This is a genomic window from Pseudomonas sp. OTU5201 (assembly GCF_038440135.1).
Lineage (GTDB): Bacteria > Pseudomonadota > Gammaproteobacteria > Pseudomonadales > Pseudomonadaceae > Metapseudomonas > Metapseudomonas resinovorans.
This window is the reverse complement of record NZ_JASATC010000014.1, coordinates 96,618-120,595: the sequence shown is the minus strand read 5'-3', so window position 1 is coordinate 120,595 and position 23,978 is coordinate 96,618. Positions and strand designations below refer to the sequence as shown.

The 23,978-nt window shown below is 58.8% G+C and carries 26 protein-coding genes; 15 read left to right on the top strand and 11 right to left on the bottom strand.

Going from position 1 to position 23,978, the window contains the following annotated elements; translation table 11 throughout:
- Positions 1-106: 106 nt before the first annotated feature.
- On the top strand, positions 107-634 hold the full coding sequence (locus tag AAHM40_RS11380; protein WP_342244734.1) for a hypothetical protein: 528 nt from the start codon (positions 107-109) through the stop codon (positions 632-634).
- A 72-nt stretch (positions 635-706) separates the two neighbouring features.
- Complete coding sequence (locus AAHM40_RS11375) at positions 707-1,258, top strand: GIY-YIG nuclease family protein (protein ID WP_342244733.1); 552 nt, start codon at positions 707-709, stop codon at positions 1,256-1,258.
- A gap of 186 nt (positions 1,259-1,444) precedes the next feature.
- Here the strand turns inward: AAHM40_RS11375 and AAHM40_RS11370 are convergent, their stop codons facing one another.
- Entirely contained in the window at positions 1,445-1,798 is a 354-nt protein-coding gene (locus AAHM40_RS11370; protein WP_342244732.1) for a hypothetical protein, read from the bottom strand.
- Between the two features lie 110 nt (positions 1,799-1,908).
- On the opposite strand from AAHM40_RS11370, the gene AAHM40_RS11365 reads away from it, so the two are divergent.
- From AAHM40_RS11365 to AAHM40_RS11355, 3 genes are read left to right on the top strand one after another with little or no spacing between them, the layout of a single operon-like run.
- Entirely contained in the window at positions 1,909-3,474 is a 1,566-nt protein-coding gene (locus AAHM40_RS11365) for a recombinase family protein (protein WP_342244731.1), read from the top strand.
- Positions 3,471-4,385: a ParB/RepB/Spo0J family partition protein gene (locus AAHM40_RS11360; protein ID WP_342244730.1), complete on the top strand. Its 915-nt coding sequence runs from the start codon at positions 3,471-3,473 to the stop codon at positions 4,383-4,385. Before AAHM40_RS11365 ends, AAHM40_RS11360 begins: the two co-directional genes overlap by 4 nt.
- On the top strand, positions 4,385-5,290 hold the full coding sequence (locus AAHM40_RS11355) for a plasmid partitioning protein RepB C-terminal domain-containing protein (protein ID WP_342244729.1): 906 nt from the start codon (positions 4,385-4,387) through the stop codon (positions 5,288-5,290). The genes AAHM40_RS11360 and AAHM40_RS11355 overlap by 1 nt, the downstream gene beginning before the upstream one ends.
- A gap of 95 nt (positions 5,291-5,385) precedes the next feature.
- Here AAHM40_RS11355 and AAHM40_RS11350 read toward each other — a convergent pair whose 3' ends face one another.
- From AAHM40_RS11350 to AAHM40_RS11340, 3 genes are all read right to left on the bottom strand, one after another.
- Positions 5,386-5,862, bottom strand: coding sequence for a nucleotidyl transferase AbiEii/AbiGii toxin family protein (locus AAHM40_RS11350; protein WP_342244728.1), 477 nt, complete (start codon positions 5,860-5,862; stop codon positions 5,386-5,388).
- Positions 5,863-5,916: 54 nt separating this feature from the next.
- A complete protein-coding gene (locus AAHM40_RS11345) occupies positions 5,917-6,243 on the bottom strand; it encodes a DUF7693 family protein (RefSeq protein WP_446731562.1) in 327 nt (108 codons plus the stop codon).
- Between the two features lie 161 nt (positions 6,244-6,404).
- Positions 6,405-7,139, bottom strand: a complete 735-nt coding sequence (locus AAHM40_RS11340; protein ID WP_342244746.1) for a metallophosphoesterase — start codon at positions 7,137-7,139, stop codon at positions 6,405-6,407.
- Between the two features lie 173 nt (positions 7,140-7,312).
- Here AAHM40_RS11340 and AAHM40_RS11335 point away from each other — a divergent pair, with 173 nt between their 5' ends.
- A complete protein-coding gene (locus AAHM40_RS11335; protein ID WP_342244726.1) occupies positions 7,313-7,723 on the top strand; it encodes an antitoxin Xre-like helix-turn-helix domain-containing protein in 411 nt (136 codons plus the stop codon).
- A gap of 423 nt (positions 7,724-8,146) precedes the next feature.
- On the opposite strand, the gene AAHM40_RS11325 is transcribed toward AAHM40_RS11335, so the two are convergent.
- The 7 genes from AAHM40_RS11325 to AAHM40_RS11295 all read right to left on the bottom strand — a co-directional run bounded on the left by AAHM40_RS11325 (position 8,147) and on the right by AAHM40_RS11295 (position 14,953).
- Positions 8,147-8,557 (bottom strand): DUF6957 family protein, encoded by a 411-nt coding sequence (locus AAHM40_RS11325; protein ID WP_342244725.1) that lies wholly within the window; start codon positions 8,555-8,557, stop codon positions 8,147-8,149.
- Positions 8,557-8,955, bottom strand: coding sequence for a hypothetical protein (locus tag AAHM40_RS11320; protein WP_342244724.1), 399 nt, complete (start codon positions 8,953-8,955; stop codon positions 8,557-8,559). The genes AAHM40_RS11325 and AAHM40_RS11320 overlap by 1 nt, the downstream gene beginning before the upstream one ends.
- Before the next feature lie 19 nt (positions 8,956-8,974).
- Positions 8,975-9,304 (bottom strand): hypothetical protein, encoded by a 330-nt coding sequence (locus AAHM40_RS11315; protein ID WP_342244723.1) that lies wholly within the window; start codon positions 9,302-9,304, stop codon positions 8,975-8,977.
- A 120-nt stretch (positions 9,305-9,424) separates the two neighbouring features.
- A complete protein-coding gene (locus tag AAHM40_RS11310) occupies positions 9,425-11,314 on the bottom strand; it encodes a TniQ family protein (protein WP_342244722.1) in 1,890 nt (629 codons plus the stop codon).
- Positions 11,311-12,288: a TniB family NTP-binding protein gene (locus AAHM40_RS11305; protein ID WP_342244721.1), complete on the bottom strand. Its 978-nt coding sequence runs from the start codon at positions 12,286-12,288 to the stop codon at positions 11,311-11,313. Before AAHM40_RS11305 ends, AAHM40_RS11310 begins: the two co-directional genes overlap by 4 nt.
- Complete coding sequence (locus AAHM40_RS11300; RefSeq protein ID WP_342244720.1) at positions 12,285-14,234, bottom strand: hypothetical protein; 1,950 nt, start codon at positions 14,232-14,234, stop codon at positions 12,285-12,287. Before AAHM40_RS11300 ends, AAHM40_RS11305 begins: the two co-directional genes overlap by 4 nt.
- Positions 14,231-14,953, bottom strand: a complete 723-nt coding sequence (locus AAHM40_RS11295) for a hypothetical protein (protein WP_342244719.1) — start codon at positions 14,951-14,953, stop codon at positions 14,231-14,233. The genes AAHM40_RS11300 and AAHM40_RS11295 overlap by 4 nt, the downstream gene beginning before the upstream one ends.
- Before the next feature lie 142 nt (positions 14,954-15,095).
- Between AAHM40_RS11295 and AAHM40_RS11290 the strand changes: the two genes are divergently transcribed.
- The 9 genes from AAHM40_RS11290 to AAHM40_RS11250 all read left to right on the top strand — a co-directional run bounded on the left by AAHM40_RS11290 (position 15,096) and on the right by AAHM40_RS11250 (position 23,971).
- Positions 15,096-16,043 carry a hypothetical protein gene (locus AAHM40_RS11290; protein WP_342244718.1) on the top strand — a complete coding sequence of 316 codons (948 nt, stop codon included), beginning with the start codon at positions 15,096-15,098 and terminating at the stop codon, positions 16,041-16,043.
- 243 nt (positions 16,044-16,286) lie between these two features.
- Positions 16,287-16,982: a hypothetical protein gene (locus AAHM40_RS11285; RefSeq protein WP_342244717.1), complete on the top strand. Its 696-nt coding sequence runs from the start codon at positions 16,287-16,289 to the stop codon at positions 16,980-16,982.
- 195 nt (positions 16,983-17,177) lie between these two features.
- Entirely contained in the window at positions 17,178-17,408 is a 231-nt protein-coding gene (locus AAHM40_RS11280) for a hypothetical protein (RefSeq protein ID WP_342244716.1), read from the top strand.
- Between the two features lie 195 nt (positions 17,409-17,603).
- Positions 17,604-17,858 (top strand): DUF4258 domain-containing protein, encoded by a 255-nt coding sequence (locus AAHM40_RS11275; protein ID WP_342244715.1) that lies wholly within the window; start codon positions 17,604-17,606, stop codon positions 17,856-17,858.
- 31 nt (positions 17,859-17,889) lie between these two features.
- Complete coding sequence (locus AAHM40_RS11270; RefSeq protein ID WP_342244714.1) at positions 17,890-19,656, top strand: type I restriction-modification system subunit M/S; 1,767 nt, start codon at positions 17,890-17,892, stop codon at positions 19,654-19,656.
- An 88-nt stretch (positions 19,657-19,744) separates the two neighbouring features.
- Complete coding sequence (locus AAHM40_RS11265) at positions 19,745-21,982, top strand: type I restriction-modification system subunit M (protein WP_342244713.1); 2,238 nt, start codon at positions 19,745-19,747, stop codon at positions 21,980-21,982.
- Entirely contained in the window at positions 21,982-23,352 is a 1,371-nt protein-coding gene (locus AAHM40_RS11260; RefSeq protein ID WP_342244712.1) for a restriction endonuclease subunit S, read from the top strand. The genes AAHM40_RS11265 and AAHM40_RS11260 overlap by 1 nt, the downstream gene beginning before the upstream one ends.
- 16 nt (positions 23,353-23,368) lie before the next feature.
- Positions 23,369-23,818 carry a hypothetical protein gene (locus AAHM40_RS11255; RefSeq protein ID WP_342244711.1) on the top strand — a complete coding sequence of 150 codons (450 nt, stop codon included), beginning with the start codon at positions 23,369-23,371 and terminating at the stop codon, positions 23,816-23,818.
- Between the two features lie 24 nt (positions 23,819-23,842).
- Positions 23,843-23,971 carry a hypothetical protein gene (locus AAHM40_RS11250; protein ID WP_342244710.1) on the top strand — a complete coding sequence of 43 codons (129 nt, stop codon included), beginning with the start codon at positions 23,843-23,845 and terminating at the stop codon, positions 23,969-23,971.
- Positions 23,972-23,978 lie beyond the last annotated feature (7 nt).

Sequence of the window (23,978 nt, the reverse complement as noted above, 5' to 3'; positions counted from 1 at the left end):
CCAAAATGGGTTATGCGCAGCGCGGTTCGACTCTACGGTTTTCTCAAAAATAAACTTTAAATAAAGAAAAATAATGATAAATTAAACAAAACAAAGGAGCAAAACCATGACTGTTCAGTACCTCCATGCTGCCGATGGCACCCCGCTGTTCGCCGTGCTGCCGATCGACCAGTACCGGCAACTGCTCAACGGACACGGCACGGTGCCGATCAGCGCGCCGTTGCTCTCGGCCGATGGGCGCTATGTCAACCTGCCCCATGGCGGTTCCGACGCCAAGCTGGACGTGGTGCAGTTGATTCAGCTCTGGCTGGCCGGCATTGCAGACGGCACCCTGGACGTGCACATGGCCATCAACTCCCGGGCGCAAACCCTCGATCGCTTCCTGCCGGAACAGCAGCGCTGCACCCTGGATCCGCTGGTGCGCACGCAGTTTCTACAGTCCGACAGCTACCGCAACACCATGCAAGTGACCACCGAGGTGGTCGACGCCCTGGTCGCCACCGGGGTGTTCAGCCGCTGCAGCAAGCTATACCCGGGGTTGTTCAGCCGCAGCGTCAAAGCGCTGGAGATCGACCCGGACAAAGCCCAGGCCTTCCTGGCCGCGCATACGCCGGCGCCGCGGACGAAACCGTAACCCCGGCGCGGCTGTCCGGCCGCCATTTGTTTGCCCACCCGTTTTCACCACGCTGCGCCGAGGAGACCTTCGATGCTCGATGACACCGTCTTGAACCTGATCGCCGACGACCTGCAGGCCCAAGCCACGGCCGTGCGCGGCGCCCGTATTGCCGCCAGTCACCACGTCAGCATGCCGCTGGCCACGTTCCACCACGGTTATCCTGAGCAGGCCTTGCAGGCTCTTGAGCAGTGGGCGGGTCGAGGCAAGTCGACCACGCCGTACCTGTACCAGTTCTCGATTACCGACCAGGCCTTGGTGCCGGTGCTGCACGACGCCTTTGCCGAGGCCAAAAGCAGTCAGCGCGGTCAGCGGGCCTATGCACGCCAGCAAGCGCCGTCGGTCACGCTGTATGTCGGCAGCTCGAAGGCCTTGCTGGAGCGGGTCAAACAGCACCTGGGTTATGGCTATCAACGCACCTATGCCTTGCAGTTGTGCCATTGGCTGCCGACGGCGTTGCCGGGTAGCCTGGAACTGCACGCGTGGCGCTTGACGGCAGATACACCGGGGCCGGTCGTTCAGGCCATTGAAGACCATCTTTGGCTGCGGCAACGGCCGATGTTTGGCCGCCAAGGGGCTCGCTGACCGGCGCCGCTGCGGCAATTTCCAGTGGTTTTGGCGACCATGCTGAGACCGGCCCCTGGTACAGCTACCCAAGCTTCGTGCAATCGTATGGGCGCGCGCCAGGGCCACATCATGATGGACATGGCGCGCTCGTTCGGCGATGGCCCGCTGGGGCACAGCGACGCCGGACTCGAACGTGCTAACACGCTACGGCTCAATTTCCCTCGGGTGAAGAATGGCATCGATTCCCGCGATGGCAGCCTGAAGCTTTTGCCTTAGCAGAGGCAGCTCCGATGCTGTTACGGCGTGAGGCCGCTCGGCCAGAAGTAGAAATGCCGACAGTGCCAGGTCGGAGTGCTTGACCAAGGCCACCAGATGCTCGCCGCGCGGCCCGCTGGTTCCGGCAAGCCAATTCTTGACCGTGCGCTCCTTCGCGTTCGTCCAACGCATCAGCGTCTTCGTGGCTTGGTGCGTCGTCCCGAGTTCCGTGCGCAAAGCCTTGGCGATGTGGAGCGCGTATTGCTCCGCCTCGAGAAAAGTTTTGCCCGTTTTCGTCAACATTTTTCCGTCCCTTGTCTTCTACCTTTTTAGAACCATTCCAGCGGCTAGCGGCCCATGACCACTCTTTCAGTTGCGCTGGGTAGAGGTTCACCAGGCTGGGGCAAATGCCGATGCGAACACTCGTTGGCTCCGGTGCAGATCAACCCGCAGGTAACACGACGTTGGCCGCGGCGTATGTGCGGATGTCCACGGAACACCAGCAGTACTCGACCGAGAACCAGCTGGACACGATTCGCCTGTATGCCGCGACTCACGCCTTGGAGATCGTCAAGGTCTATACCGATGCTGGCAAAAGCGGTCTGCGTCTGGAGGGGCGTGATGCGCTGAAGCAGCTGTTCGATGACGTCGAGAACGGGCGAGCCCATTACTCGACCATCCTGGTGTATGACGTGAGCCGCTGGGGGCGCTTCCAGGATCCTGACCTGAGCGCCAGCTACGAAGTGCGCTGCCGTCAGGCCGGGGTTTCGGTTCAGTACTGCGCCGAGCAGTTCAGCAATGATGGTTCGCCGGTCTCCAACATCATAAAGAGTGTGAAGCGGATGATGGCGGGGGAATACAGCCGGGAACTGTCGGTGAAGGTGTTCGCCGGGCAGTCCCGACTGATCGAGTTGGGGTACCGGCAAGGGGGCCCCGCCGGATTTGGTCTGAGGCGTCAGCTGATCGACGCTGCGGGGTTGCACAAGTACCAGTTGGGTCAGGGCGAACACAAGAGCATTCAGACTGACCGCGTGATTCTGGTGCCCGGGCCCAAGGAGGAAGTCGAGGCCGTTCAGTGGATCTATCGGCTGTTCGTCGAGGAGGGCAGGAGCGAACGCGAAATCGCGGACTGGTTGAATGCTCGCGGTGTAGTCACTGACCACTGCCGGCCTTGGACGAGGGGCACGGTTCACCAGGTACTGATCAATGAAAAGTACATCGGGAACAACGTCTGGAATCGCAGCTCGTTCAAGCTCAAGCAGCAACGCATGCGCAATAGCCCGGAACATTGGGTTCGGGCGGACGGGGTCTTTGACCCGATAGTGAACGCCATCCTGTTCCGCGCCGCCCAGGAGATCATCCAGGCACGCTCCTACCGCATGCCCGACGACGAGATGCTCGGGGTGCTAAAGCAGATTTACCAGCGCCATGGCTACCTGTCCGGGCTGCTCATCGATGAGTCCGAGAAGAGCCCCTCGAGTAGTGCGTACCAGCATCGGTTCGGCAGTTTGCTTCGTTGCTACGCACTGATCGGCTACACCCCTGACCGCGACTACCAATACATAGAAGCCAACCGGCGCCTTCGCCAGATGCACCCGGTGCTCCTTCAACAAACGATCACGAAGATTGCCGAAGTGGGGGGTGGGGTGATCGTCGATCCGACCACCGACCTGATGACGGTCAACCACGAGCTGCTGATCTCGCTCGTGCTATGCCGTTGCCAGGTCTCGCTGGCCGGCACCAAGCGCTGGATGATTCGCATCGACTTGGGCCTGGGGCCGGACATCAGCATTGCGGTGCGGATGGCCGAAGGGGAGGAGTCCGCCCTGGACTACTACATCCTGCCCACGGTCGAAATGACCACCCCACGCCTGCGCCTGGCCGAAAGTAATCCCTCGAGCTTGGAGATTTACCGCTTCGACACCCTGGACATCCTGGCGGAGCTGTCGCGCCGCGTGGCTTACCGGAGGGCAGCATGACGGCAATCCCCACCCATCGCAAAGCGCCGCTGCACGTCGCCGAGGAGTCCGCGATCCGTCTGATTCCCCTGGAGCGAATCCGCGTGCTCAATCCACGAGCGCGCAACAAGCAAATCTTCGCCAAGCTGGTGGAAAACATTGCCGCCATTGGGCTCAAGCGACCCATCACTGTAACGCCCACCGCCGACGGCCTCGCTGAAACCTTTGAAATCGTGTGTGGCCAGGGCCGTTTTGAAGCGCTGCAAGCGCTAGGCGAAACCAAAATTCCCTGCATCGTCGTAAGCGCCAGCGAAGCAGATCGGTTTCTCATCAGTCTGGTGGAGAATCTGGCGCGAAGAAAACACTCCAACCGGGATCTGTTGTACTCGATTCAGGTGCTGTCAGATCGCGGCTACTCCAATCGGCAAATCGCGAGCAAAACTTGCCTCGACGTTAGCTACATCAACGGCATTCTCCTGCTCTTGCGCAATGGAGAGGAGCGGTTGATCGCCGCCGTAGAGAAGGGCTGGCTACCCATAACGGTAGCGACCGAAATCGCTCGCTCGAATGACAGTGAGCTCCAGCAAGCGATGGTCGAGGCATATGAATCCGGCGCGCTGAAGGGGGATCAGTTGATCCGGGTTCGTCGACTTATCGACCGACGCAAAGCCTTGGGCAAACGCTATGGCCAGCAAACAAACGCAGAGCGCCTGACCACTCCGCAGAAGCTGCTGAATGCCTACCAGGCCGAAGTCCGCCGGCAAAAGGTCATGATCAAGAAGGCCGACATCAATGAGCAAAGACTGCTCATCATCGTCACGGCCATGCGCAAACTCCTGGCCGATGACTACTTTTGCACGCTGCTACGTACCGAGGAATTCCTGGATATGCCCAAGCCGCTGGCAGACCGCATCCACGGGGAGATTTCGTAATGGGCCAGGTCAAGCAGGCGTTCGAACAACGGGTCATCGCCGTTCCGCTGGAGCGGATCCTGCCCACCCGTAAGCTCGACAAAGGGATTCACGACAGCAAGAAGTTCTCGACCATCCTCACCTCAATCCGGGAGCTGGGAGTGATTGAACCCTTGGCGGTGCATCCTCAGCCGGTCATGACTGATGGTGTGTCCTCGTACATCCTTTTGGATGGCCACCTTCGCCTTGAGGCCCTGAAAACCCTGGGTGGAACTGAGGCGTTATGCCTGATTTCGACGGACGACGAGGGGTTCACCTACAACCGCCAGATCAATCGACTAACCCCGATTCAAGAACACAAAATGATCCTGGCGGCGCTGAAGAAGGGGATTGAGCCCGCTCGCATCGCCCAGGTACTGGGGGTTAATGTAGATCGCATCCATGCGCGCCAGAATCTGTTGGACGGCATAGCCCCCGAAGTCGTTGAGATGTTTAAGGTCAAGATGGTTGCCCATGACGTGTTTCGGGTGCTGCGGAGGATGAAGCCCATGCGGCAGATCGAAACTGCCGAGATGATGATCTCGGCCAACTGTTTCACGCACAACTACGCACGCATGGTGTTGGCCGCGACGCGGCCAGAAATGCTCGTGGAAAAGAAGAGGAAACCAACCGGCGAAATCAGCCCTGTCGACATCGCCCGCATGGAGCGGGAGATGGAGAACCTCCAGCAGGACTACAAGCAAGTGGAGGACACGCTGGGAGAGACCATGCTGGTCTTGGTGGTTGCCAAGGGGTACCTGGCGCGAGTGCTACGTAACGAGGCCATCGCGGGTTACCTGCATCACCACCATGCCGATCTGCTGGAAGAGCTCGTATCCATCATGGAAGCCGTGAGCTCTGATGCCCGTCACCTGGCGAGGGAATAGGCCTACGCCCCCTGAACCTCAGAGATACGCTCACGAAGCCGCTTCCAGTGAGGTTTCAGCTTTTTCCTAATAGTGGGCGAATGTAGCCCAAGACTTCACATCACGAATCTATCTGAATCGTCTGAATCGTCGGACTCTTTGCTGTTGATCAAGCTACTTTCCGCGCGTCTCACCAACAGATCAATCTCGTTTGCGAGGTAGTCCCAAAAGCGCTCGTTATCGACAGTTTGGGCAACCATTTCAGCAGGAAGAAATCGCCGCATCTCGTTGCGAAAGTCCACTTTTACTGGCCGTTCGGTGAGAACCGCGTTCACGCGCTCAGCCCCCTTCCGCAGAAAGTCGTCCACCGCGACGTTGTGGTCTTGCAGCTTATTGGATAACAGCTCCAAGGCCGGCTCAATGGAACGCTGCCTCAACCAAGTCAAATCCCATAGATCACGGCTCTTGATCCGCCCCTGGCGTAAGGCAAACGCCAGGATTTTGTCGACGTAGATCTCCTCGAGGCTTTCTGCATTGATCTCTCTACAGAAAATCACACAAACTAATATTATCTGTAGACCACGATTGAGCATCTCGAGTCGAAGAGGGTTCTGAGTGCCTCCCGCCAGCCGGGCGCAGTGGAGCAACTATTCAATGGCGTCGAGCAGGGTCGCGAGCGCGAACTGCTCCGCATCGGTCAGCAGAGCGATGGGCTCCTCGCCGGCCTCATCCCAGGACTCAAAGGTGCCCGCTCGCCCATCGGGCGCATGCGCGTACTCGCAGTAGTCGAGGCTTGCGCAGTCATTGAAAAACGCGACTAACCACCCCTCAATACGAAACTCCACGATCCCGCAATAGGCACCGCGCCACGTCATGCCTGGCGTCGCTAGGCGTACCTCGACTTTTCCGAGGAGAGCATCTCGGAGCAGTTGGGCGACCTCGTGGCCGCTGAGTTGAGGCCTGCTAGTGTTCATCGCTGCAGTATCCCAATTGAGTGAGGCCCGCCGGCGGAGGGGCGGTGGGCAGCTACAGTGCGACCGCGGCAGCCTCAAGGAGACGTGACGCCCGCGAGCGCACAACCATTGACCGACGCATGCACTCCGGGATCGAGACCGGTTGCAGGGCTGGCTGCCGACTAGACCTGGAGGATCAGTCCAGGATCAAAACCAGTAACTTCGCCCGGATAGCCGCGCGGGTTGCACACTACCCGGGTTCCGGCCACGTCGAAATCGATTGCCATGTGCACATGACCATGTACCCACAACACGATGGGATCCCCCATCAGGTCGTCCCAACGGTTCGCAAAAGCGGCGTCGAGGTGCGTGCCAGCATGGGGGTTGTCCTGCAGCGAGCGCAGGGTAGGGGCGTGATGGGTCACGACCACGGTCGGCCCGTCGTGGGGCGCGGCCAAGCGGGCGCGCAGCCAATCACGAGTGGTCACCGACTCCCAAACCAGGTCGCTAGGACGGAGACGTCGGTAGTTGTCCGTGCGAATCTGCCGAAAGTCATTCATAACCGACTGGGCATATTCGGAGGCCACCGGGGCATTGCCCGTCGCCGCGAAGTCCGTCCACATCGTCGCGCCGAGAAAGCGCACAGAGTCGATGGTGACCTCGTCGCGATCCAACATGCGCACGCGCGGACAACTTGCCTGGCGCAGCTTGAGCAGGGTTTTGGCCAAGTGCCCCCGGTAGAACTCATGATTGCCGGGCACGTACAACACCGGACACGCGAAGGCTTGCCGGGCCCACGGGATGCCGCGTTCGCCGGTGTCGATGTCACCCGCCAAGATGACGACATCGGCCTCGAATGCCGCAGGCTGGAAGACCCCAAACTCGTTGTGCAGGTCGGACAGCAAGTGAATGCGCATATCAAAACACCTCGTTTTGGCTGACATCACCCCAGCCTGGCGGCGGTCGAGGCTGATGGCCTGTGTCATGCCTCTCCTGCAACCGAAGCCGCGTTTTCGGAGCGAGTGGGCAGTGAAGCATTCGCCCGTTCGCCTCATACTGCCCAGTACACCGGCAAACGACGGAGTGGGGCATGACGATTTCGACAGAGTCCGAACTGCTAATACTCATGGGCGGATCCTCAGGTGATCGGTTGGATAGCCTGGTACGAACCGGCGCCCCACTCGAGGCTGTCGAGCACCTGGCTCGCCGCTATGGCATCAGCGCCGTTAGCGCAGGCATCATCACCGCGCGGACACTGCGACAGAGGCATGCGAAGGGACAACGTCTGTCGCGCGACGAAAGCGATCGCCTCTATCGCGTCAGCACGCTCCTCCTCCTGGCCGAAAAGGTGTTCGCGGATCCGACCAAGGCGACCCTTTGGCTGAGCAAACGCCAGTCTGCATTCTGCGACCGGACGCCGCTCGAAGCGGCTGCGACAACCCCCGGGTTCACTACGGTTCAAGAACGCTTGGCGCAACTGGATGAGGGCTATTCCGCCTAGTCGCGAGGGCATTTTCCGCTCCTTCGACTACAGCTCCTGACCGGGCTGTAAACCAAATTGCGGGCTCTGGAAAACGCCTATCACCTATCCCATCGCGCGACCAGCAGCGTCATCGCTCGCCCGAGCAATCATCTCGGCCCACCAAGCCAAACTCATGGTCGCCTGCCGGGCGTGGCCCGTCGTCATCGAAAAGATGCTGGATCCGATGTTCTTGGCGTAGGGCTGCTAATGCCATGAAGAAGCAGCGCTCGCAGAGATGCACTTCGTAGCGCTCACCGTCATGCGTCGCCCCATGCCCCCAGTGCGCCTGGAGCGTCCCGTACTGCAGCCCATGGCCAGGCACCCGGGTGGTGCCGCCGCACACGTTGCAATGGATGTCGGGAGGACAGTCCTCTGTGACGATTGCCACGTGTCACCTCCACCTCACTGAAAAAGACTGGCCACGATGGTTGAATCGGCACTCAGCCGGCAGCCCGCACCGAGCAGCACGTAGACCGTATTTCGCGTCTCGAAAAGACCGCCCTCCGTGTACGAAACCAGCAGTGTGGTGCGAACCCAGTGCCCGGGCCGAAAGCGCGCACGGCTGTCAAACACGATCGTTTCAGCGAAGATCAGCGCCGGTCGACGACCCGAGCGTTCAACCTCCTCAAGCGCTGCGCCATCCAACTGTAGGTCGAGCCACCGCCAGTCCCGTACCAAGCAATAAGGCTTGTGCGGAAACTGCTGCTGCACCCATGCGATCGCTTCCGCCTCCGTGAGGGCGCAGCCCGGCAACGACTCGCCTTTGCCATAGAACACCTCGGCTATTTTCGACAAGAACTCGACGATGTCCATCACCGTTCTCGCTCATCTGGCGCACCGTTGAGCCCGTCCTGTTGCGGGTCGAGACATAGCTCCGTCAGGCACTTGTGCGCATATGGATCGCCGGCGACGATCGGGTACACCGCCCCGAAAAGGCGTTCCCGTTCAGCCCGACTCGCCAAAACGAGGGCCGCACGCCCAAGCTCTGCGTGCAGGCGACGAACCACTTGCGCCCGCTCGGCCAACAGCCGACTTTCCGTCGGCTGCATCAGCTGCGCGGCAAGGCGCCCAATAAGTTCAGCGGCGCGCTGGATGTTCAGCTCATCACCTGGATACAGAAGCTGGCTCACCGCACGGGCCTGCACTCCCAGGAACAGAAGCGTGCCTTGGTCGCCTTCGGTGAGCTCAAACGTGAGTGAGATAGCGCGCATATCGACCTCCTGCGTAGGCCTACTGCAAGGTGGAAGGCGCCGGATGGGCCTCGCTGAACAGCAACCATGCGTAATTCGCAAAGGTCGCCAAACCATCTGCTGGATCGAAACTGACGATCAGGTACTGGCTGTAATTCACCGTCCGGATAGTCCAATAGCCGTTCAGCCGCCGAACCTGAGCAATGCGCCCCGTGCGAATGCGCATACCCTCGGCAAAGCGCTCCAGCACGTCGGCGAAGACGCGTCCTGTGGCGCGACCATCTTCAATCCGGACATCGGCCAGGAAGGCCGTCATGGCCAGCAACAGGTCGGGGTCTTGGAGTACTCGGTGCAGTGCCTTGGTTGTCATGGCTCCACCTCTTCGATGAGAGCGAGCAACGCCGTCTGGCCGGTGCTGGGATCAGGTGACCTACGGTCGCCGCCCACGCCCTGCTTCACACGCAGTAGTCGACGGCATCGCCACACCAGATCAAGCAGGCTCTTCGTCTTTCACACAAAACGCCTCCACGATTTCCGCGAAACGTAGCGGCTGACGTAACTGAGCGCCTGACAGTAGGTCGTCGACACTCAGCAGGACACCGCGCCGCGCACCGGTGCCAGTCTGTGGCGCCAGGGCCTCCCGAATGCCAGCGGGCTTCAGCGACTGCAGGATCCAGTTGGATTTGCTGCCTGCGCGCCGCGCCAGATCAGCCAGCACGGCGTAGCGCGACATAAACTGAATCAGCGACGACAACGGAATCACCGTCTCCTGGCGGCGGCCGCGCGTTTCCTGGCTGGTGTGCAGGAAGCCGCCGGCAATCCATGCTTTGATGCATTCATGCTTCCAACCGCTGAGTCGCACCAGCTCGGTGATCAGCAAGCTGGGTTCGCGCCACTCGTTGATCAGCCGAGCCTGAATCTCACGCCAGTCGAAGCGCAAGCCGGCGATACCAGGCATACCTGCGATCACCGCAACCGGTGAAATCACGCCGTGCAGGATGTCCTGCAAGATCCCGGTGATGCGGTCATTTGACACCCCGCGTCGGGCCGAGATGTCCTGGATGCCCACGGAGCGCTCGACCGGAATCGGCCTGGGGCGCAATTGTTGGTGGAGTTGGCCAATGACCGTGTCGACATCCGCAAGGCGATATTCACCCGCCACCAGGACGGGACGATCGACTTTCGCCAAACGCGTCAAGCCGCCGGCTTGAATAAAGCGCTCGAAGAACACCTTCGACACCCCCAGCCGTTTCCGCGCATCGGTCGCCGAGAGGTGAGCCCTGCGGGCGGCGTCCAATTGCTCCACCACGCTTCGTTCAAGCGAGACAAATCGACTGCTCCCGACGGTATGGACACGCCCGGGAATTGCTCCATTTACCACCTGGGCGGCGAGGATCTGGTCACCGACGCCCAACAGACGCGCCGCCTCGGCCGACGATAGCCAGCTTTTGCCTTGCTGCTGCTCGGGGCTCAGCGTCCGTAGGCGCAGATTGATATGGCCATCGAAGTGCTGCACGACTATGGAGATCAGTGCATCGCGGAAGAAACTGTATGCCGAATCGGCGAACTCGCGATGCAGCATGCCGTACCAGCTGCCCAATCGTTTTGTCAGGCCTGGCCCCCCGCCCTCCTGCAATCGCGTCACCACTAACTGTTCCAGGGCCATGGGCCAGTGGCCCAAGACTGACCACAGCCGCTCAATCAGCGCGCGGGACTCCCCGAGGCTCGTCGGGCGCGCCGCTTTTCGTGGCTTGGCGGGAGCGTCGGCGCGCACATGGGCGGCCAGAAAGGTCAAAAATTCCCCGATGGAGCCGGGGGCCGCACCCGTGCCCAAGCTCCCCGGTAATCTGCCACGCGCGCCATGCTCCACCGACGCCATCAGGGCCGATATCGCCAGCTCGGCCTCATCGGCCGGTACAACCGGGACGTCGGACAGTGCAAAGCCACAGCCGTCACAGCCGTTGAGACCGGTACGCGATAAGGTGACAGGCTCCGTACAATTGGGGCATTCATCAATTAAACGGACGCCGTGCGCGGGGCAGGCCGTCACCAGGTCGTGTGCCCAGGCTTGGTTCAGATTCGGCGCCTCCGCCAGGCATTGCGGACACACCGGACACTTGGTGGCGCGCTGAAAGCGCAGATTCAACAGCGGATTGAGATGACCGGCAGCTGGATTGCGTGCAGCTAGCTCCTGCTCATCCAAACCGAACTCCTCGGCAATGATTGCCAATTGAGCCGAGGTGTACGCTTGGCGGGGGCTGAGCCCCACTGCTTTGAGCAGGTCGGCCACCGATCCCACGAGGTTTGCCTGGGCGAGGCGCAGGAAATAACCGTTCAACGCCTCTTGAATGGCAGGTGTCAGGATTACGAGCAAGGTCATAGCCTCGCCTCCACCGCGGATGCCGACTTGGACGAAGCCCGCCGACGTTGACTGCTCGGCACCGGCATATGCGCCTCGTCCAATAGCTTCACGTACCCCTGCACCAACACACTGTCATCCAGCACAGCATCAGGGTCGAAAGGGTTGTCGGCGATTAACTTCGTGCCAATGCTTTCGGCGTAAGCCCGAAACAGCAACGGTGTATCCAGGCGTGCAGCCTTGCTGGCCGCCTCGGCCGAGACGAACAATTTAATCAGCATGCCAATGCGTCCCAGACTCGCCGCGTAAGCACGTCGCACGAAGTCGGGACAATGGGCGTCGGGAATCTGCCAGCCAGCCTGAGCCAGTACGTTACACAAAGCCGTGAGAGTTCCCTGAAATGCGGCCCGTTCTGTCGGTTCGTTCCAGTTGTAGGGGTAGAACCAAAAGGGCGCCTCTGCGCGATAACGGAGCTGCTCGTTACGGTTCAAGATCTCCTCGGCAATGGGCAAGCCGACCATGAGGATGGTCAGGCGCATCTCCTCACCCAAGACTTTCAGCCAGTCGGCCGCCTCACGGGCAGCGGACTTCGATGAGCGTTCCACGAAGTGTTGGATTTCATCGAAGATGATCACTCGTGTATCCGCCAACTCGAGCAAACCACGGGCACGTGCGGTTAGCTGCTCAGCCGAGCTGCGGCCATATTTGCGCGGATCCAGAGTGGCTAACAGCGCCTCGGGCAAGGATCGGCGCGTCGGATTGACTGGGGTCGTGACCCGCAGCACCGGGATCATGCACCGCCCCTCCAGGGTGGATCGTGGGTGATCCTGCATCAGCATTTTGATCAGTTCAGTTTTGCCCACGCGGGAGGGGCCGAAGAGGGGGAGGATCAGCGCCTCCCCCTTCTGACCACGCAGAATCACTTGGCGGGCGCGCTCAAGAGCGCCCGAGAACCTCGGATGCAGCAGCAGTTTCTCTGCCGAAACCTGCATCATGGTTGAGCCTCCTTCTTGCGGGTCACCACCTGCACCACAACCGGCATCGTGACCTCGACATCGGCGAGCGGCTCATCTAGCGGTGCTGCGTTCTGCCGTTGCAGTTGCTGTGCGCGTTGTTGCTTGTCTGCTGCACGCGCACCTTGTCGGCGTGTTGCGACCTTCCTCGAGCGGTTCTTCTGGTCAACCTCGCGCATGATGCGCACGTAGGACTGCATATAGTTCTCGGCACTGAGGTCATAGTCCGACTTGTAGAAGCGTTGGCGAATCAGCTTCGCGTCGGCAAAGCTCATCGGCGGCAGGCCGCGCAACTTGTTGTCAGCAAGGACGGTACTCTTACCGTCGCGCGGATCGACGACATAGACGCGCGACACATCCAGGGGGAAGCTGCGGAGCTCCACCTTCGAATGTGGTGGCAAAGCCCGGAACAACTCCTGCAGTGCCGGGCTGTTGAAGACGAATGTACTGTAATGCACGCCTTGGTTGGTCAGATTCACCCGCTTGATCTGGAACTGCATGCAGGCCTTTTCGAACGCTTCCGGCGTCGGCGGGGGAATGCGCGGGTACTTCTCGCACAGCAGCTGCATCGCCCGCCGAGGCGAGCACGGCTCGCCAAATCGGCGGGTCAAACGCGGGTTCGGGGTATCCATGTAAACGTCCGCCAACCACTGGACAATGGCGCGCTCCAGTTCCGGCAGCGTGTAGCAAGCCTCGCGCATCGCTCGACCGAGGGGGTCTGGCTCCAAAGGCTCCTGGGAGACTTTGGCCCCGGCCAGCATTGCAATCAGGCCGGTCTCCAGCGTCTGGAAATACCGTTCCACAAAGGGTTTCTGCTGCGGAGTCTCCGCCTGAGCATATTCCGCGGTCGCTCCCAAATACCGCGCGGCGAGCATCATGGCATCGGCGTGATGCGCCGCCGCGTTATCCACGACCAAGCTACAAAACATGCTGGGCGCAGGTAGCGTGCGCTCAAGGCCGTACTTCTGCATGAAGACTTGGTCTTTCGGTGCAAACGCGGACTGTAGCACTTGCAATAACTCAATCTGATTCTCCGGCTGAATGCTTAGGCCAAATCCAACAGCCGCTGCCGACGCGCAATCAATCATGAGGTAAAGGGTGGGCGATCCTAATGGCTCACCTTTGTCGTCAACCACCAGCACTTTGAGCGGTGTCGCATCCAACTCGACACGCTCATACGGTCGTTCAACCTCCAGATACTCGATGGCCGCGCGCATGGCCTGACGCATGGTTCGAGAGTCCAGGCGACCCTGCTCATAATCGGCCAATGCGAACTTACGGATCAGGCGCGCGACGGTGCGCCGGGATACCCCACGACACGACAACTGCCTTGCCTCAGAAACCTCCCGTAAGCGGGTGTTGACCGCATCCGTGATACGGCGAGTGGAGAAGCGATCCGTCGAGAGATACCAACGCTGCAACTCCTCGAAGAGCACCTCACGCTGCTGATCCGAGAGGTCATAACTGCGCCGACCGCGCCGAGAAAAGCGCGGTGCGGCCAACTCCGGGAAGGGGCCGGGCTGCATCGATTTATTCCAGCGCTGCAGCGTGCGCATGCTCGGCGAGGCGCGACCAGTCGTCTGCCGAACTTTCTGCTCAATCTCCCCCCACGCAACGCCCTGTGCGCGAAGCTGGTTCACTTCGCTCAAGATGGGCAGCCGAGCGTCGAGCGCTTGTTTTTCGGTGCGGGTCAAAGTCCGAAGGCGGCCCGACACCTGGGTAACCGCTTCACTGTCGGTGAACAGCGGGATCAGTTCTCCGCGGGCGACCTGGTTGTGGAAGTCGTCGATCGGATAGACATGGCTGTCGCCCAGTTTGCCTTCGAGGATGATTTGGTTGTGCTGGGGCTTGATGGCGGTGATTCGCAGCAGGGTGTTGCCGGCACGAAACAGCGAATCGACTTTGAAGGCTTGGATGTGATTGCTCATAGCGGCAGTACCTCCAGGTGAGACAGGTCACCCAGTCCAGCCCGCAATGGCGTATCGGGGGCAAACAGATCTTCCGTAAGATCTGCGCTGAAGATGCCGCGTACGACCGCGACGGCAACGCCAAACAGACCCAGGTGGGTGGTTTGAGCGAGCTCGCCAGACGTCCAGCAGGCACGTTCGGCGGCCGCTTGGTTCAACGCCTCGAGCACCGGCTCCAGGCGGTCTTGCAGATACGGCGCGGTGGCAGCCTTGAGATACTTGGCATTCACCACCAGCGCGGGCGTGAGCTGCGCCTCGGTCAGAATCACGAGCCGCATGCCCAGTCGCTGCAGAAGGCACGCCGCCTCCTGCAACCTCACCTGCTCTTGCGCCAACCCGACCTGGCTCTTGACCTCGAGCACCAGCTCGACACCGCCCGCGAGACCGCAGAGAAAATCGGGGGTGTAAAAACTCGGCTTCAGGCCCGTGCGAGTCACGAAGTGCTTGCGGGAGGGGAGACGCTCGCCCGTCACCAGCTCCAAGGTGAACGGCTGCTCACGGTAGCTATGGACGCGAGGATCCAGCTCCAAGAGATAACCAATATCCCGTTCCAGGAAACTCTCTGCAGCGATCGTCAGACCCGGATTCTTGGCCGAGCCGTAGACGTGGCACCGGGTGCCACGCTTGACCCGTCTCGAAACATCCCGAGCCACCGATTCCGCTACCGTACTGCGTTTCATCAAGCATTCCTTTTTGATGGTTGTTAACCATTTAAATCATATAGGTCTCCTTGCCCCTGCCGTCAAGATAATTTATCGTTCACCAACAATTCGCATATATTGACAGGGCGTCGTGAGCAGACGCCCTGGGTGGGGAAGCTTCGTGGGACGGAAGGTAAATACGGCCTGGTTCGGCGCCTATCGGGCAGCCGAGGCGGCGTTGTCGGCCGCCATTCTGGCTGGCACCGGTCAGACCGAGGTCATCCGGCAGCACGCCCAGGAGGCCGGCATTAAGGAACAGTCGTTCTCCCGATTGATCAAGGCTGGGCGCTTTCTGGACAGCCAGGTTCCGACACTCGCAATGGAACAGGTTCAGTGCAGCTATGTGCAAGTGGAGGTACTGGCCAAGATCGCGCGAATTGCCCCGGAGATAGCCCAGGACAAGCTGGTTGCCGTCATTGACAACCAGGTCTCGCTGGCCGAGCTCGAAACGCTCCATGCGCAACTCACAGAACAGAACCCCGTGGCCCAGGCCAAAGTCATTCGCGAGAGCGTCAGGCGAAAAGCCGCCACCCACGAGCGCAATTGCACGGAGGCTGTACGTCAAGCCGGCCCAGCATTTTTCGGCGCACCGGGCGGAGAGATCTTCAAGCAAACCAAGGCGCGGGAATATGTCTCGCCACCTTTTGTCGTGATGCACGAGGGGAAACCGTTCGCTTCGTTGTACCTCCGGGTAGGGGGGCAGTCCAAGTCAGCTCTGGCCAATGCCTTTGAACTCTATGACTTGGCCTGTACCCGCAGGGACTTCACACCCAACATCTGGTTTATCTTCCCCGAGCATTCGGACATCGTGGACTGTCTGGCCTACTTGGCCTGCCGGCTAGGCGGGAGCCCGTTTAGCGGAGGCTGGCTGAAACTGGCCACCCTACCGAGTGCTGACGGCACCTTGAACGCACTGGATGAAATCGGTTTTGCGGCAGCGTTGGAACGTGACTTTCATCTTGGCGGGAGTCTCAAGCCGAACTTTGCATGGCAAGGTAAGAGTCTGATCCGCGACCGGCTTCTGACAATTGAAATGTACAAGCCGTTGGCAGAGCTAAAACCAACCTGACGTACTTGAAACGACGGAGCTGAGATGTCGGATAGCCGGACGCAGAACTGTCGGCATTGTGTACGGCAGAAAAATGCAATCGCCGACGCCGTAACGTCTGATCGGCGCCGCCTCACCATCGAAGATTACTTCTACAAGGTGGAAATCCGTCGATAGCTTTCGTCGAGGCAGCAGCCAGTCGCACCGTGACTGAGCGGCACACGCCAACGCTCCCCACACCACTAACGAGCGCAAGGCCACAACGTGATTGATACCCAGTTCGATGATCAATTGCTGCAGATTGCGCACCTGGCTCAGTACCCCAACCTGTTGCCCTGGGTCGGCAGCGGCTACCGCACGGCTGGCTTGAAGGTGCTCCTCCTGGGGGAAAGTCACTATCTGCCGCCTGGCGTGAGCTACCACCATGACCCGGCGACCTGGTACGCGGGGCTGACCATCCCGGACGCGCAATCCCTTCGCTGGATGAAAACCCGAGGCATCATCCAAAAGGGTCTCGCCTCAAACTGGAAGGGGGCGTCGAAAACCATCTATCGCCACCTGTCCTCCGCCGCCGAGGCGGGTGGTTTTGCGTCGACACCGCCGGTCTTCACCCAGCTGGCCTTCATGAATTACTTTCAGCGCCCCGCCGAAGTCACGGGCGACTCAATCCAGGTGTCGTCACTGGATCGCCAGGTCAGTGCGCAAACGGTCGAGGAGGTCGTCCGGGTGCTGCAACCACGGGTTGTGGTGTTCTGCAGCCGGCTGGCCTGGCGTGCGGCCGGGCAGTCCGGGCTGGTCGCGGCCCTGATAGCCGCAGGCCAGGTGGTCGGCCATACGCCTCACCCGGCCTCCGCCTGGTGGCACCGGCCGTCCCGCAAGCGCCAAGGGCGTAACGGGCGAACCGAGTTCATCGAGTTGTTGCGGCAGGCGACGACGAGCGGGCCAGCTTCGCTGGGATAGCATTGTGCGTTACATCCGAACGCTGGCGCGTCGTACCCGTCCGCAGCGTGCACGTAATGGGGCGTTATGGTCAATCGCCCCCCGCGCCTGGCCAATCGCTGGTGACTCCTGTCCAGAGGGCTGGCGACCAAGCCTACCCCCTACGCTATACCAGAACTCCAGGCACTGGTTGGACGCGTGAGCGGGGAGTAGGGCATGAAGCGTGCGATTGAACAGGACACCTTGCAGGCGCTGGTGGAGACCGGGGCGGCGCGGGAATTTCGCGTGCTGCGCGACGGGGAGAGCTGGCGGTTGGAGTTGCGCCTCGGGGTGAAATGGCTGACGGTGCGCTCACGACGGGAGCCGGTGCGGCTGTGGCGCTCGCTGACGGCGGTGGGGCGGTTTTGTGAGGGAGTGGGAATCAAGGTGCTGCCGGTCGAGCTCTGACACCCGCCACCACTCCCCTAAGCACCTACTGCCAAGCCTGCATAGAGTACCCGTACCCGTCCACTAGCAGTCTTCAAATATCCCACGGAGTTATAGAATTCCATTGTGCGAACTTTACGCATATTTTGCTTTCTTGACGCAAAGCAAGCTTTTCCATACATTTAACTCACGGTCACCCCATGCAGCAGGCCCACCATGCACACCACTCAACACTGCAAGACTCGTCAATCCCAGCGCGGTATCTCGCTCAAGATGGTCGATTACGTGCTCACTCACGGGTCTTTGGAAAACGACAAAATCGTGCTCGGGAAGAAAGAGGCCAAACAGCGCCTGGCTGATCTGGAGCGGGAAAAGCGCCTGCTGATGAAGATCGCGGACAAAGGCGGCGTCGTAGTCGTGGCCGAGGGAGAAGCGCTGATCACGACCTACAACTGTTCACATCGCATTTAATGCGCCTCAACGCGTGGAAAAACGAAATCACATGAACGACAAAATTCTTCCCCAGTTGCTGGATGTGGCCCGCAGGCTAGGAGCAGACAGCTACACATCCTTGTCTCTGATCCTACAGTTACTGTGCTGGTGGAAGCTTTCTAAGGAGCAGGTCGTCCCAGAGGGACATCGTTTCGATGCGCTCGCAGAGCAGGGACTTTCCACGCAGTTGGAAGCGCTGCGCAGCTTGCAGCCAAGTACGCCGTTTCCATTTCTTGATGAAGGGGTCTGGCAAAACCTGCGCGGCATACCCGATATCTCCCCGCTCATCCATAAGATCCGAGTTTTGGATGCTCAGGGCCTACTCGACGCGCTGCTCTTGGATGACGCCATCTACTGGTTCGGCGAGTCGCGCCTGGATAGCTTTGCTCATGCCCCAGGCCTGTGTGATCTGTTGATTAGCTTGGCCGGAGTGAATGCCAACCACAAGGTGTACATCCCCTGGGAAATCTCCGGACAGATTGCCGCGCGGGCAGTCCGCACGGGCGCAACGGTCTGGGCTGAATCTCAACAACCGACCACACCAGCGCAAATTCTTAATCTCACCGGCGGTAGTGCCTGGGAAATGCACCCCACAGATCCGGTGAAGGCTCCCTTGGCGATTCATCAAGGCAAACTGTTGCAGTTCGACGCCGCAGTCTGCGCCCCGCCCATGAATGTCAACTATTCCCATGAGGTTGCCGAGAACGACCTGTGGGGGCGTTTCGTCGAGAAGACTCCCGCCGGCAACGTGCTCCAGATTCGCCACCTTCTCGCACAAACCCACGGCCGGATTGTGGTGATGGTTCCGAACTCCGTGCTCTTTGGCAAAGGAGCCGAAAAGCAGCTGCGCGAAGACCTGATCAAGCACGGCTACCTGCAAGCCGTCGTGGCGCTTCCGCCGGGGTTGTGCAGCCACACCAGCATTCCGGTAAACATCCTTGTCCTGAACAGCGACCACCGGAGTCACACCATCCGTTTTGTAAATGCGAACGCTGACGAATTCCGAGAAGTGACAGCCAAGAGACGCTGCGAACTGAAAAACATCGCCAGACTGGTGCAGCTAGTCGAGGATGGCACCGCTTCGCCGATGGCCATCAGCGTCATGGTCGAGGAGATTGCAGCAAACGACTTCGGACTGGAGGTCGGCCGCTACGTACTGGACGAATCAACACGTCAACTAAACACAGCCCTAGAACGCTACCCGACTCGCAAACTGGGAGAGCTCTTCGAGATCCTGCGCCCGCGCCAACATGCCACGGCCTCATCCGGAGCCGAGGTGATGGAAGTGCTGGCCCAGGATCTTCCCCAATTCGGCTACATCCATAGTGCCGGCAAGGAGACCCTGTTTGACTTGGACTCCCCCAAGGCGGACACCTACTTCATCAGGCCGAATGACATCCTGATGACCTTCAAGGGCGTCGTTGGCAAAGCAGGCATCGCCGGCCCCGTTCCCAATCCAGGCGACAGCGGCTGGATCGCGGGGCAGTCCCTAGTTGTGTTACGCAGCCGATTCCCCGAAATCTATCCCCCCGAGGCGCTATTGATCTATCTGCGCTCAGCGATGGGGCAGGGGTTGCTGAGTCGCATGGCAGTGGGCGCCTCGATTCCCTCCATTCAGCTTTCTGCTCTCAAAGAAATGCAAATTCCCGTGGCCTCGATTGAGGAAATGCAGACGATGGCTCATGCGTTCGATGAAGAAGCGCAAATCCAAATGGAAATTGAGCAATTACGAATCCGGCAAGCCGAGCTAACCAAAGACTTCTGGTCACTCGAATAGATCAGCACTAAGCCAAAAGCGGATCAGTCACGTGTTAATGGCATGAAGACACATCCGCAGCGAATCGAACACTTTTCAGGAACTGCTCATGCAAAATGCTCAACATCAAAACCTAGTCGGCTTCATCTGGAATATCGCCAACAAGCTGCGTGGGCCCTATCGTCCGCCACAGTACCGTCGTGTGATGCTGCCGCTGATTGTGCTGCGTCGCTTTGATCTGGTGCTGGCTGAGAACAAGCAGAAGGTGCTGGACGAAAAGAAACGCCTGGAAGACAAAGGCATCACCGGCCCTGCGCTGGAGAAGGCGCTCTCACGCATCGCCGCTACCGACCGCAAGCAAGAACTGTTCAACACCAGTGGCTTCACATTTGAGAAGCTGCTGGGCGATGCGCCCAACATTGCTGGCAACTTAATCGCCTACATCCAGGGCTTCTCGCCGCGCGCCCGCGACATATTCGACAAGTTCGAGTTTGAAACCGAGATCGCCAAGCTAGACGAGGCGAACCGGCTCTACCTCATCATCAAGGAGTTCTGCTCCGCAGACATCAATCTCTCGCCCAAGGCCATCAGCAATTTGCAGATGGGCTATCTGTTCGAAGAGCTGGTGCGTAAGTTCAACGAACAAGCCAACGAAGAAGCAGGGGATCACTTCACTCCACGGGAAGTCATTCGCCTCATGGTGCAGTTGCTGTTCACCGGCGAGGACGGCATCTACGAAAAAGGCATTTATCGCAGCGTGTATGACCCCACCGCCGGTACTGGCGGCATGCTGTCCGAATCGGAGAAGTTCATCTGCGGTGACGGCTTCACAAACGGCCTGAACCCAGATGCAAACATCGAGTTGTTCGGCCAGGAATACAACCCCGAGTCCTACGCCATCTGTTGTTCAGACTTGCTGATCAAGGACGAGCCGATCAATAACCTGATCTACGGCGATACCTTGGGCATCAAGAATGCTAAGAACAAGACCAATGGTTTTGTGCCGCACGATGGGCATCCGGGTAAAAAATTCCACTACATGCTGGCCAATCCACCTTTTGGGGTGGAGTGGAAACCTGAAGAAGATTACGTCCGCGAGGAATACAGCAATCACGGCTTCTATGGACGTTTCGGCGCAGGCCTGCCACGCATCAACGACGGCTCGCTGCTCTTTTTGCAGCACATGATCTCTAAGATGCACCAGCCGCCCAAGCTGATCGATGGCAAGAACGTCGGTGGCGACGGCTCCAAGATCGCTATCGTATTCAATGGTTCCCCCCTATTCACGGGTGACGCCGGATCAGGCGAGTCCAATATTCGCCGCTGGATTATCGAGCGAGACATGCTGGACGCCATCGTCGCCCTGCCAGACCAGATGTTCTACAACACCGGCATCTACACCTATGTCTGGATCGTAACCAACAAGAAGCCAGTACACCGCCAAGGTAAGGTGCAGTTGATCGACGGCACACGCCATTTCAAGAAAATGGACAAGAGCCTGGGCAACAAGCGCAACGAGCTCTCGGATGACCATATCAAGGAACTGGTGCGTCTCTACGCCGAGCACGACCACGATGCGGAAAGCGAAGTATTGGTGGACAGTAAGGCTGAACGCAGGGTTTGCAGCAAGATCTTCGATAACCGCGAGTTTGGCTTCCTTAAGATCACCGTTGAGCGCCCACTACGTTTGAACTTCCAGGCCAGTGCTGAGCGGATCGCCAAGCTGGATGAGCAGAGCGCCTTCGTCAATCTGGCCAGTAGCAAGAAGCGTAAGGATGAGGCTACCTACCGCGCGGAAATCGCAGCAGGCCAAGAAACACAGGCGGCCATCAAAGCCGCCCTCGAAGGCATGGACAGTGAAGCGCTGTACCGCAATCGTACCGCCTTCTACGCAGTGATCGAAGCCGCCCTGAAAATGGCAGCCATCAAGGTCGGTGCGCCGGTCAAGAAAGCCATCCTGGCAGCACTGTCTGAGCGTGACCCCAAGGCCGACATCTGTTTGGACTCCAAAGGCAACCCGGAACCGGATGCCGACCTGCGCGATACTGAAATCGTGGCTTTACCGGGCGACATTGAGTTGCCGCTTCCGCTGGGCTACGACAACGAAACTGGCCACGACAAACTGCTGGCCTTGGTCAAAGACCACTGCGAGGACTACCTCAAGGCTCAAGTCCTACCGCATGTGCACGATGCCTGGATTGACCACAGCAAAACCAAGGTGGGCTATGAAATCCCACTGACCCGGCACTTCTATGTTTACCAGCCACCGCGTCCTTTGGAGGTGATAGCGGGCGAAATCGGCCAGCTGGAAAAAGATATCATGGCAATGCTGAGCGAGGTAGTGTGATGGCTCTTTACCCCGCGTATAAGAAGTACAAACAGACTCGTTGTGCTTGGCTTAAGGAAATTCCAGAGCATTGGGAATTCAAGCGCATAAAAAATGTGGCCTCACACAATGACGAGGCTCTTGACGAGCGAACCGACCCTGATTTGGAAATCGAGTACATCGATATTTCAAGCGTCTCTTTGATAAATGGAATTGAAAAAACAGAATCAATGCCTTTTGAGAAGGCGCCATCCCGCGCCAGACGTAAGGTAAAAGATGGAGACATTATCGTTTCCACCGTTCGCACTTATCTCAAGGCAATCGCCCCCATTTGTAAGCCTCAGGAAAACATGGTCGTTTCGACCGGGTTTGCGGTTATTAGACCAAGAGAAAACCTATTCTCCGGATTTGCAGCCTACCTACTCCAATCCAATGGATTTGTTGGCGATGTGGTTGCTAATTCGGTTGGGGTTAGCTATCCGGCCATCAACGCAAGTGACCTTGTTCGGATTCCAGCTGTAGAGCCGCCGTTGGAAGAGCAAAAAGCCATCGCTCGCTTCCTCGATTTCAAGACCGCGCAAATCGATGCGCTGATCGCGAAGAAAAAATCCCTGCTCGACAAGCTGGCCGAAAAGCGCACGGCGCTGATCAGCCATGCCGTCACCAAGGGACTTGATCCGTCGGTGCCGATGGAGGATTCAGGGGTAGCATGGTTGGGGGTGATTCCAGCGCATTGGAAATTTACTCGTGTGCGCTTTGCAATCGAAGCGCTAGAGCAGGGATGGTCACCACAATGCAACAGTGATCCTGCGGATGATGAGCAATGGGGCGTTATGAAGGTTGGCTGCGTAAATGGTGAGACTTTCGATAGCACGGAAAACAAAGCTCTGCCAGACGACTTACTACCGCTAACTCAATATGAACTTAAAGACGGCGATATCTTGGTTAGTCGGGCCAATACAAAAGAACTGCTTGGCAGCGCTGCGCTCGTAAAAAACGTTCGCCCCCGCCTTCTTCTTTGCGACAAGCTATATCGAATGAAAGTAGCTCCTATAGTCGATTCCGAGTATTTGGTGAGGTTTCTCAGATCATCTATCGCAAGATATCACTATGAGCGTCATGCCACCGGCACAAGTGGTTCCATGCAAAATATTGGACAGGATACTTTAAAGAACCTTCCTTTTCCTTTGCCCCCCAAGCCTGAGCAAATCTCTATTGCCAAATATATTGATTCTGTAGCTTCGAATATCTCCATGCAGATGCAGAAGGTAGGAAATGCCATTGAAAAGCTCAAGGAATACCGATCAGCACTAATCACCAATTCCGTCACCGGAAAAATCGACGTGCGCGGTTTTGAGATTCCGCAACCCGCCGAAGGGATTACCTCATGAATGAAGGTAAACCCAAATGGCGTTGAATGCGCAAGGCTATTTCAACTGCCTGAAGTCCTACCTGAACACCAACCACTACGGCCAGCAGCAGGCAAGTAGCAGCGAAGTTGTACTGAAGGAGAAGGTGTTCGGCCAAAGCGGCAGCAAGCCCATCGAGTACAAGGTGAGCTTGCAGACCACGGGCGAGACCTTGGTGATCAAGCTGGACACCAAGAAGAAAGGCTCATCGCTGCCGCTGTTTCACTTTCTGGACGATACCGCCAAGCCCTGGTCGAAGCGTTGTGACTTCGTGGTGTTCAACCTCCGCAAGAGCAAGCTGCATGTGTACTGCCTTGAGTTCAAGTCAGAGAGCATCCCGCACGACGTACCAGATCAGTTGAAAGCCAGTGTGGATTGGCTCAAGGCGCTGCACGCGACCATCAATGCCTATACCACCAAGCGCAGTGCTATTCATGCCACCAAGTAGGTTTTGAGCAATCATCCAGACCCGATGCCGTATCTGGATGAGGATGGCAAGTACCTTCAGCGCGATCACACGATACGCCACTACCGCTATGCCGACCTCAATGGCATCGCGCTGGCGGATTTGGAAAACAGCAATATTGAAGTGATTCGCTAACAGGCCG